Raw genomic sequence first — 10,553 nt, 5'->3', positions numbered from 1 at the left:
CTGACCAAGGTACAGGCCTGGCAGGCGGAAAACCTGGTGCGGGAATATCGCACGGCTTACGAGGTCAGCCCCAGCACCCAGCGCAGCCGGCTGATCTCCCTGACCTCCTGCGATGCCGCAAATGTCTGTCTGCCGGCGACGACATTGAGCTGGAACGCCGCCGATTTCACGTTCCCCCAGCCAGTGCGCTGGAACACCTATTTCGACTATGGCGCAGGATCGGGGCAATGGACCGATGAAAATGCCCGTCCGCGCAAGTTCGGCGACGTAAACGGCGATGGCCTGCTCGACATTGTCGGCTTCTATTACGACGGGACATATGTTTCGCCGTCGAACGGTAGCAGTTTCATTGCGCCGCATACGCGCTGGACCGATCAGTTCGGCTTCAACCAGGCCAGCGGATGGTGGACATATGAGCAGGTCTATCCGCGCAACCTTGCCGATGTGAATGGCGACGGCAAGGCCGATATCGTCGGCTTCTATTACGAAGGCGTCTATGTCTCGCTCAGTACGGGCACCGGCTTTGCCCCTCCGACCCTGTGGGTGCCGGCCTATGGCGCGATGATCGCGCAGGGGCAGTGGAACGATGAAACGATCTACCGCCGCCTGCTCATCGACATGAACGGCGACGGCCTGACCGACATCGCCGCCTTCGGCAAGGACGGCGTCTATGTCTCGCTCAGCACCGGCACCAGCTTCACCGCGCCGCAATTGTGGAGCAGCTATTTCGGTTATAACGATCCCGCCGGCGGTTTCACCATCGAGAGCTACAAGCCGCGCTTCTTCGTGGATGTGAACGGCGACGGATTGCCGGACGCCGTTGGCTTCAATTCCGATGGCGCCTATGTCGCCATCTCAACGGGCACCGGTTTCCTGCCGCAGACGCGTTGGATCAACGATTTCGGTTCGCTGGCCGGTGGCTGGTATGGCAACAGCTATACCCGTCACATGGTGGATGTGAACGGCGATGGCCTGGCCGATATCGTCGGCTTCTTTATCCATGGCGTCTATGTCTCGTTGTCGGACGGAACCAAGTTCCTGCCGCCGACCTATTGGACCAATAACTTTGGCATCACCGTGGCTGCAGGCCAGTGGTCGAACGACAACATATGGCCGCGCCGTATCGCCGACATGAATGGTGATGGTCTGCCTGATATCGTTGGCTTCAACTCCGATGGCATGTATGTCGGCTTGAATACCGGAACCAGCTTCCTGCCGCAGGTGCGCTGGCTCAACCATTTTGGCGCCGCCGTCGAGGCTGGGCAGTATAATAACGAGGCGCTGTGGACGCGCTTCCTGATGGACCTGAACGGCGATGGCCTGCCCGATGTGCTGGGGTATGAAGGCAACGGCCCCAAGGCGTCCGCCCCGGTCAAAAGCATCCCCGATCTGCTGCTGTCTGTCACGACGGGCATCGCCAGCACGACGCAGGTCGCCTACAAGCCGCTCTCGCTGGCCGGCGCGCCTTACACCAAGGACACCGGCGCAAATGCCTGCGCGCATCCCTGCAGCGATCTGCAGGCGCCGATGTATGTGGTCGCGGAAGTGAAGTCTTCCAATGGCCTGGGCGGCGAGTATCGCAGCACCTATCGCTACGCTGGCGCCAAGGCCGAGACCACCGGCCGCGGCTTCCTCGGTTTCCGTCAGATGACGGTGAAGGACGAGCAGACCGGCGTCGAGCAGGTGACGACGTATCGCCAGGATTATCCCTTCACCGGGCTGGTGGCGAGCCGCGAGAAGAAGCTGGGCAGCCAGCTGCTCAACCGCAGCACCAACACCTACAGCAGCACCAATCTGGGCGGCACGCGGCGTTATCCGTTCCTGAGCACCAGCCTGGAAGAGAGCTGGGAGCTGACCGGCGCGGCGCTGCCGGCGGTCACCACCAGCTATCAGTATGACGCGTTTGGCAATGCGACGCAGGTCGGAGTCTCGACCGGCGACGGCCACGCCAAGGCGACGATCAACACCTACAGCAACGACACCGCCAACTGGCTGCTGGGCCGGCTGACGCGCTCGGAAGTGACCAGCACGACGCCGGGGAACTGAAGCGCCCGGCGGGCGGCATGACGCGGATTGGATCAACGGATTCCCATGGCCCGGGTGGACGGGGCGATGGGGATCAGTGGCAGACGAAGGCCTGGACGGCCTAGGGGATTGTTGAACATGACTGCAGCGCATAAGCGTTTGATGGCCCGCATCGCGGCGGGCAGCCTCCTCGGCGCGCTCCTGATCGCCATGCCGCTGCAGGCCCAGGCCGCCAGCGCCACGCGCGTATCGAGCTGGACCTACGATGCGGCCGGCATGATCGCCACCGAGACGATCGAGCCCGATGACGCACAGTTCACGCTGGTCACCACCTATACCTACGATGCCTTCGGCAACAAGCTGACCACCACAGTCTCCTCGCCGGCCACCGGCGATGCGGCCATCGCGCCGCGCGCGACCACGGCGACCTACACCGCCGATGGCCGCTTCCCGGCCACCGTCACCAATGCGATCAATCAGTCCGAGACCCGCGTCCACGATCCGAAATTCGGCACGCTGACCAGCCAGACCGGCCCGAACGGCCTGGCCACCATCTGGGCCTATGACGGCTTTGGCCGCAAGATCCTGGAAACCCGCCCGGACGGCACTAAGACCAAAATCGAATACCTGTGGTGCAGCGGCTATAACGGCGGCAGCCTGAGTGGCTGCCCGACCTTGGCGCGTTTCGCCATTGTCACCACGCCGCTGGCGTCTGACGGCACGACGCAGTTCGGCGCGAAATCGAAGCAGTATATGGACGCGCTGGAGCGCGAAATCCGCGTCGAGACGCAAGGCTATGCCTCGGCGGCCGAGCCGGCCAAGGCGATCTATGCCGATACCGAATACGACAGCTTCGGCCGCGTGCTGCGGAAGAACCGTCCGTATTATGTCGGCGAGACGCCGGTCTGGACCACGTTTGAATATGATGCCATCGGCCGCGTGATTCGCGAAAACCGCCCGCAGGAGGAAAACGGCGTGGCGGTGATCAAGCAGGTGACAATCACCTACGCCGGCCTCGTCAACACCGTGACCAACGAGTGGAACGAGCAGCGCATCACCACCAAGAACAGCCAGGGCCAGACGATCACCGTCAAGAACGGCCGCGACGATGGCGGCACCAGTCTTTTCACGACCAACACCTATGCCTACGATCCCTTCGGCAACCTGAATACGGTGAATGACCAGGACGGCAACACCGTCTCCTTCACCTACGACAAGCGCGGCCGCAAGATTGGCATGTCCGACCCCGACAAGGGCGTCTGGACCTATGTCTATGATGCGCTGGGTCAGCTGAAGAAGCAGACTGACGCCAAGCTGCAGACCACCGAGATCACCTACGATCTGCTTGGCCGCACGCTTTCCAAGGTGGCGAAGAAGGCTGATACAACGGTCGATCAGACCGACAGCTGGGTTTACGACACTGCCACCTATGGCATCGGCAAGCTGGCTTCGGCCACGGCCACTGATGGCAGCAGCAATGTGATCCATGCCCGTGCCCAGGCCTATGACAGCCTGGGCCGCCCGGCGCAGACCGCGCTGACCCAGAATGGCGCGACCAGCTTCTTCACCCAGAGCTATGACAGTTTAAGCCGCCTCAGCAGCCTGAATTATCCCTCCGGTCTGACGCTGGATTACACCTATAGTGGCCTGAGCGAACTGCTCACGGTCACCAACGGTGGCAATGCGGTCTGGTCGCTCAATACGCGCAATGCGTCGCGCCAGCTCACCGGCGAAACCTACGGCAATGGCGTGGCCGGTGCCCGCACCTACGAGGCCGGCCGTGGCCTGGTCAAGACGATCTCGGCCGCCAAGGCGGGCACGACGCTTCAGAGCTGGAGCATCGGCTACGACTCCGTGGGCAACGTGACATCCCGCGCGGAATCCGTCACCGGCGTGACCGACAACCTGGAATATGACTCGCTCAACCGCATGACCAGCGCCACCACGCTGACCAATGGCAGCACCACGGCGACGCTGACCATGCAGTATGTCGGCGGCAATATTGCCTTCAAATCCGATGTCGGCACCTACAGCTATCCGGCCTCGGGCGCGGAATCCGTTCGCCCCCATGCGGTTGGATTCATTGCCAGCAACCAGTCCGGCGTGGCCGACAAGAGCTACACCTATGATGCCAACGGCAACATGTTGTCGGGCGACGGCCGCACATTTGTGTGGAACGCCTTTGACATGCCGGTCAGCATCAGCCGCGGCGGCAATACGCTGGCCTTTGCCTATGATGCCGGACATCAGCGCATCAGTCAGGTCACGCCAAACGACATCAAGCAATACCTCAATGATGCTGTGACTGGTGCGCGAGCTGAACGCAAGCTGACCACTAGCGGGGCCCATGTGCGCTGGGACAGCTACATCATGGTACAGGGCGAACTGGTCTCGTTGATCACCAAAGAGGTCAATGACAATGTCGTCCAGCGCTACTTCCATCGTGATCATCTGGGCAGCACTACGCTGCTGACCGACGCGGGCGGTACGGTAGTTGAGCGCCTAAGCTATGATGTCTGGGGTAAGCGACGCTTTACCACGGGCGCGCCGGACTTCTCGGACAGCATCGCCAGCCAGGTGGACCGTGGTTTCACCAATCACGAGCATCTGGAAGAGGTTGCCCTCATTCATATGAACGGTCGTCTCTATGATGCGACGATTGCGCGTTTTGTTAGCGCCGATCCGTTCATACAAGATGTAATGTCGACGTTGGCGTTCAACCGGTATGCTTATGTAGATAATAATCCGCTGACTTATACCGACCCGACCGGCTACTTAAAAATTGGCCGCATATTCAAGTCCATTGCTAATGCGGTCAAAAGTTTCTTCAGAAATGAAATTGTGCAGTCTGTCGTTCAGATTGTCGGGGCGTACTTTGGCCCTCTAGGTGCGGCAGCCGCGGCAGCCTTTAATGCGGCCGTTAATGGCGGGTCTCTGGGCGATATGTTCAAGGCGGCGGTTATTGCATATGTTACCGCCGTAGCATTCCAGGCTGTGGGTGATCTAACTGGCGGTCATTTCGATCCCAATACCAAAACATTTGGTGGGAAAGGATTCGAGAGCTTAACGCCTGAAAAATATTTCGGCAGTGCACGGCATCTTGCGAATATTGCCGGACATGCTGCTGTCGGATGTGGCAGTGCGGCTGCTCAAGGCGGTAAATGTGGCGCCGGGGCGCTTGCTGCTGGGATGAGTGCGGGCGCTGGCCCGCAGATTACCGGGTTGGATAAGATTTCGGGTACTATTGCCAGCGCAGTTATTGGCGGATTGGGCTCGACCATTGGCGGCGGTAAATTCACTAACGGCGCAGTGACTGGAAGCTTCGGCTATTTGTATAATCAAATGATGGGCAAAGATGTATCCAAGGAAATAACGAAGTGGCGTGATCCAGACGGATATATGGCAGAACAACAGGGCGCTGCGATTGAGTGCATTTCTTGCGATGCTGCAGCCCAGCTGGGGGAATATCGAGGGGCTAGTGCTACGGTGCTGTCAAATTATGCTGATGTTGCAAAATTTAGTGGTACATTCTTACTTGCGGGTGATTTTTGGGTGACGGGTGCAACCGTCATTGGATCTGGGTATGCGGCGCAGGGGTTATCGTATGTATTAAACCCGCAGCCCTATCAGTTGGGTACATCACTTGTTATTGACATTACTCTTGATATCACCCCTGGTGTTCGGGGGGCGCCCGCTCCTGCAAAGGCCGCGATGGGGAATATAATTGAGAAGTTTGCAGCCCCATACGTAGACGAAAAAATGAGAGAGTTTGCGAAGTAATAAAACATGCAATATCTCGGGTTTGCACTCGTCACAGTCGGGGTCCTGACAAGTCTCTTCCTTAAAGGGCTGTGGGCTGGAACGGAATTGTTATCGTTAATCCTTCTTGTTGGAGGGGGAACTTTGTTATGGCGCGGTAGGGTGCGGGATTTTACCTCACCGCATCCGGAATGCTTGCACTGTAGGCGTGGTGCAAAAATCGGAGGGGGAGTTCTCGCCGGTTCGATTTTGTTTTTTTCTGTGATTGCACCACTTGATTTGTCTCAAGGTGTAAGGGATGTGGTTTTTATCGTTGGCTTGATTACAGTGATTATTAGCTTGGTTTTTATAGGGCGGTATCTGGCTTGTATAAACTCAAAAATCTTAAGGCGTTGACTTTATAACTACACCGCCCGCGTTTTTTAGCTCCCACTGGGTAATCGAGAGCAATCGGGGACAGACCACGATTATTCTCGTCGCTGAGCTGGCTCGTCCTGTGGCGCGGGCTCACCTTCTGGACATTTTCCTCAGCCTTCCCATACGCCTTGATGCATCCCGCGTTGCGCGGATGCCTGCTGCTGTCGGACATGGTGAAGATGTGAATGCGCCCGTATGAGATGCGGGCCGCGAACCGCAGCGAACCCGAATGAGCGCCAGCGAACCGTAACGAACGCGAATGAAGCGCTAACGAACCCCAGCGAACCGGAATGAACCCTGGCGAAGGCCAGCGAAGCAAAACGAACGCCAGACCGCCTGTTTTCAGGCATTGATGGCAGTGCAATCACTGGGCAATCACTGGGCAATCGCTGGGCAATCGCTGTCGCTCCAGACCCTTTTTCCAGCCTCATGACTCGGCCCGGTATTTGCGGGCGACTGCATTCCCCGGTAGGCTGTCGCCATGCTGCCGCTGCGCCGGCGGCGGGCGGATTTCACAGGTTTTCAGGGGGATGAGCGGTTCATGGGCGACTCCGGTCTGGCTGTTTCCGCGCCGGGAGTTGCGGGGTCTGGGATGCCCGACCTCGGCGCTCTTCTGCTCGCGTCCGGCCGTCTCACCGCACCGGCGCTCACCCGCGCCCAGACCCTGCAGCGCGAGACCGGCGAGCGGCTCGATTCCGTGCTGCTCAAGCTCGGCCTGCTGGCCGAGGGCGACCTTGCCGCCGCGCTGAGCGCCGCGCTCGGCCTGCCGCGCATCCGCCTCGAGCAGTTTCCCGCCGCCGCACTGCTGCTCGATCGTCTGCCCGCTGCCTTCCTGCGGCAGATCCGCGCCATTCCGGTCGCCGTGCAGGATGATGCCGTCGATGTCGCCGTGGTCGATCCCACCGATGCTTATGTGGCAGAGGCCATCGGTTATCGCCTGAAGCTGCCGGTGCGGCTGCAGGTGGCGCTGGCCAGCGATCTGGAGCGCGCCTTCGAGCGGCTCTATGGCGAGGGCCGGACCGCGCAGGCCGAGCTGGCGAAGACCGCCGGCGAAAAGGTCGCGGCGCTGCGGCATGACGATGTCGAGCGGCTGAAGGACCTGGCAAGCGATGCGCCGGTGATCCGCCTGGTCAATCGCTGGATCGAGGATGCGGTCGAGCGCGGCGCCTCCGACGTGCATCTGGAATCAGCCGAGGATTCACTCGCCGTGCGCTATCGCATCGATGGCGTGCTGGTGCCGGTCGACCAGGCGCCGCCGCAGATCCAGGCCGCCGTCGTGTCGCGCCTCAAGATCATGTCCAAGCTCGATATCGCCGAGCGGCGGCTGGCACAGGATGGCCGCATCGGCATGGCGGTCAAAGGCCGCGAGATCGATATCCGCGTCTCGATCATTCCCACCGTGGCGGGCGAGAGCATCGTGCTGCGCCTGCTGGAGCGCGGCAATATCGCGCTGGAATTCGGCAGTCTCGGGCTGGAAGGCGAGGCGCTGAAACGTTGGCTTTCTGCGCTGGAGCGTCCGCATGGCATCGTGCTGGTCACGGGTCCGACCGGCAGCGGCAAGACCACCACGCTCTATGCCTCGCTGCTGCGCCTGCGCAAGCCCGAGGTGAAAATCCTCACCCTGGAAGATCCGGTGGAATACCGGCTCGACGGCATCAACCAGACCCAGGTGAAGCCGCAGATCGGGTTCACTTTTGCGTCTGCCTTGCGCAGCTTCCTGCGCCACGATCCCGATGTGATGATGGTCGGCGAAATCCGCGATGTCGAAACCGCCAGAATAGCTGTGCAGGCGGCGCTGACCGGCCATCTGGTGCTGTCCACCCTGCATACCAACGACGCGGCCAGCGCCATCACCCGCCTGATCGACATGGGGCTGGAGGATTTCCTGCTCACCGCCACCATCAATGGCTTGGCGGCGCAGCGCCTGGTGCGCGTGCTCTGCACCCACTGCCGCGAGCCCTACAAGCCTTCGGCTGAACTGACCGCGCGGCTTGGCTTCTCTGCCGTCAGTACCGGCGCGACGCTGCATCGGGCCGTCGGCTGTCCGCAATGCAACGGCACCGGCTACAAAGGGCGCACGGCCATTTCGGAAGTGCTGGTGATGAGCGAGCCGATCCGCCGCCTCGTCATGAGCAAGGCCTCGGCGCAGCAGATCCAGCAGGCCGCCTCAGCCGAGGGCATGGAAACCATGTATCAGCATGGCCTGCGCAAATGCATCGCCGGCGCCACCTCGGTAGAAGAGGTGGTGCGCGTGACCCGCGACATCTGATGCCGCTCTATCGCTACCAGGCCATCGCGCGCAGCGGCGAAACGCTTTCCGGCGAGCGCGACGATGCGGATGCCCAGGCCGTCACCGTCTGGCTGCAGGCACAGGGGCATTTCCCGCTGCAGGTCGAAGCGCTGAAGGGGGCCCGACAGTGGCGCCTGCCGGTGCTGCAATTCGAAAGCAGCAGCGGCAAGCGCGAGGTGGCGCTGTTCACCTTCGAACTGGCCGTGCTGCTGCAGGCCGGTTTCCCGGTCGACCGCGCGCTGCAGGCGGCGATGGATTCTGTCACGGATCGCGGCCTGAAAAAGGCGCTGGCGGGAATTGTCGAGGTGGTGCGCGGCGGCGGCAGTCTGGCCGAGGCGCTGAAGCCATACCCGGCCCTGTTCCCGCCGCTCTACTGCGCCCTGGTCGAGGCCGGCGAGGCCAGTGGCGCGCTGGCGGCCACCCTGGAGCGCCTGGCCGAAGACCTGACCAAGGCCGAGGAATTCCGCGGCGCGGTCACATCCGCTTTACTATACCCGGTGCTGCTGGTGGTGCTGGCGGTCGTCTCGGTGATCTTCATCCTGGCGGTCGTGGTGCCGTCCTTCCGCCCCATGCTGGCCGATGCCGGGGTCGAACTGCCCTGGTCGATGACCCTGCTGCTGGCGGCTTCCGACCTGCTGGCGGCCATTGGCGGGCCGCTGGCGCTGCTCGCCGCCGCCGCTCTGGCGGGGGTGTTTTATGCCTGGAACCGCCCGGTTTTCCGCCTCTGGCGGGCCGGGCAGGCGCTGCGGATCCCTGGCCTGCGGGATATCGTCGCCAAGGCGGATACAGCGCGGCTTTGTCGCAATCTTGGGTTGCTGCTGACCAACGGGGCCTCCATAACCGTCGCCTGGCGCACCGCCCTGGCCGGATTGAGCAATGCCGCGTTCCAGGCGCGGCTCGGGGCTGTCGGCGATGCGATCGCGGAGGGCGACGGCCTCTCACAGGGACTGGATCAGAGTGGCGTGGTGACGCAACTGGCGGTACACATGATCCGGGTTGGCGAACAGACAGGCAGGCTGGGCGCCATGGCCGATCAGGCCGCCGGATTGATCGAGCGCGATGTGAAGCGTCGCCTCGACCGTTTCCTGGCCATCCTGGTGCCGGCGCTGACCATCGGTGTGGGGGCGATGATCGCCTTTCTGGTCGCGACGGTCTTCTCGGCCTTGCTGAGCGTGAATCAGATCGTGCTGTAAGGCCGGTTGGGGTTAAGGGGGATAGTGGTGTTCAAGACGACGCGTAAGGACCGGTCGTGGGCGCGGCAGCGCAGCGACAGTGGGTTCACCCTGATCGAATTGCTGGTGGTGCTGGTGATCATCGGTTTGCTGGCCAGCGTGGCGACGCCGCCGGTGATTCGATACTTGAGCAAGGCCAAGAGCGATACCGCGAAGATCCAGATCCAGGCGCTCAGCGCCGCCGTCGACATGTTCCGTCTCGACAATGACCGCTATCCGACCACGGAAGAGGGCTTGCAGGCGCTGGTCGCCAAGCCGAACAGCGCCGAACGCTGGAACGGCCCCTATGTGAAAAAGGATTCCAGCCTGAGCGATCCCTGGGGGCAGCGCTATCAGTATCGCGCGCCGGGTGAACATGGCGACTATGACCTCTTCACGCTGGGCGCCGACAAGACGCAGGGCGGCACGGGCGAGAATGCCGATGTCGGCAACTGGCAGTAAGGCCGATGCCGGCTTCACGCTGGTCGAGATGTTGGTGACGCTCGCCATCACGGCCCTGGTCGCCACCAGCCTGGTCGCGTTCTGGCCTAGGGGCGGTGGCGCAACGGCGCTGCAGGCCGCGGCGCAGACTCTGGCCGGCGACCTGCGCGCGGCGCGCGGCCGCGCCATTGCCGAAAACCGGATCGTCCACGTCAGCCTAGACGACATGCGCCTCCTGCCGGCCGGCGTCTCGCTGCCGGACACCGGCCTGCGCGAGATCGTGTTCCAGCGCGACGGCACCACCGCCGGCGGCAGCATCGCCCTGCAGGCGCAAGGTCTGGGACTGGCGCGCCGAGTCACCGTGCAGGTCGAGCGTCTGTCGGGCCGGATCACGGTGCTCGAGCGCTAGA

General features: G+C 62.0%; 6 protein-coding genes. All 6 read left to right on the top strand.

Features of this window, described 5'->3' with window-relative positions:
* The coding region (locus AC1RRT_RS20505; RefSeq protein ID WP_493015841.1) for an FG-GAP-like repeat-containing protein at nt 1-2,046 on the top strand (2,046 nt) is incomplete at its 5' end.
* 117 nt (nt 2,047-2,163) lie between these two features.
* Nucleotides 2,164-5,805 carry an RHS repeat domain-containing protein gene (locus tag AC1RRT_RS20500; protein WP_493015840.1) on the top strand — a complete coding sequence of 1,214 codons (3,642 nt, stop codon included), beginning with the start codon at nt 2,164-2,166 and terminating at the stop codon, nt 5,803-5,805.
* Between the two features lie 988 nt (nt 5,806-6,793).
* Complete coding sequence (locus AC1RRT_RS20495; RefSeq protein WP_493015839.1) at nt 6,794-8,470, top strand: GspE/PulE family protein; 1,677 nt, start codon at nt 6,794-6,796, stop codon at nt 8,468-8,470.
* Nucleotides 8,470-9,684: a type II secretion system F family protein gene (locus AC1RRT_RS20490; RefSeq protein WP_493015838.1), complete on the top strand. Its 1,215-nt coding sequence runs from the start codon at nt 8,470-8,472 to the stop codon at nt 9,682-9,684. Before AC1RRT_RS20495 ends, AC1RRT_RS20490 begins: the two co-directional genes overlap by 1 nt.
* Nucleotides 9,685-9,711: 27 nt before the next feature.
* Nucleotides 9,712-10,164: a type II secretion system major pseudopilin GspG gene (gene gspG, locus AC1RRT_RS20485; RefSeq protein ID WP_493015837.1), complete on the top strand. Its 453-nt coding sequence runs from the start codon at nt 9,712-9,714 to the stop codon at nt 10,162-10,164.
* Nucleotides 10,145-10,552: a pilus assembly FimT family protein gene (locus tag AC1RRT_RS20480; RefSeq protein WP_493015836.1), complete on the top strand. Its 408-nt coding sequence runs from the start codon at nt 10,145-10,147 to the stop codon at nt 10,550-10,552. Before gspG ends, AC1RRT_RS20480 begins: the two co-directional genes overlap by 20 nt.
* Nucleotide 10,553: the final 1 nt, after the last annotated feature.

The sequence above is a fragment of the Ferrovibrio sp. GW821-FHT12B10 genome (genome assembly GCF_058807515.1).
Note: the sequence above shows the minus strand (reverse complement) of the source record. Positions and strands in the feature narration are given on the sequence as shown.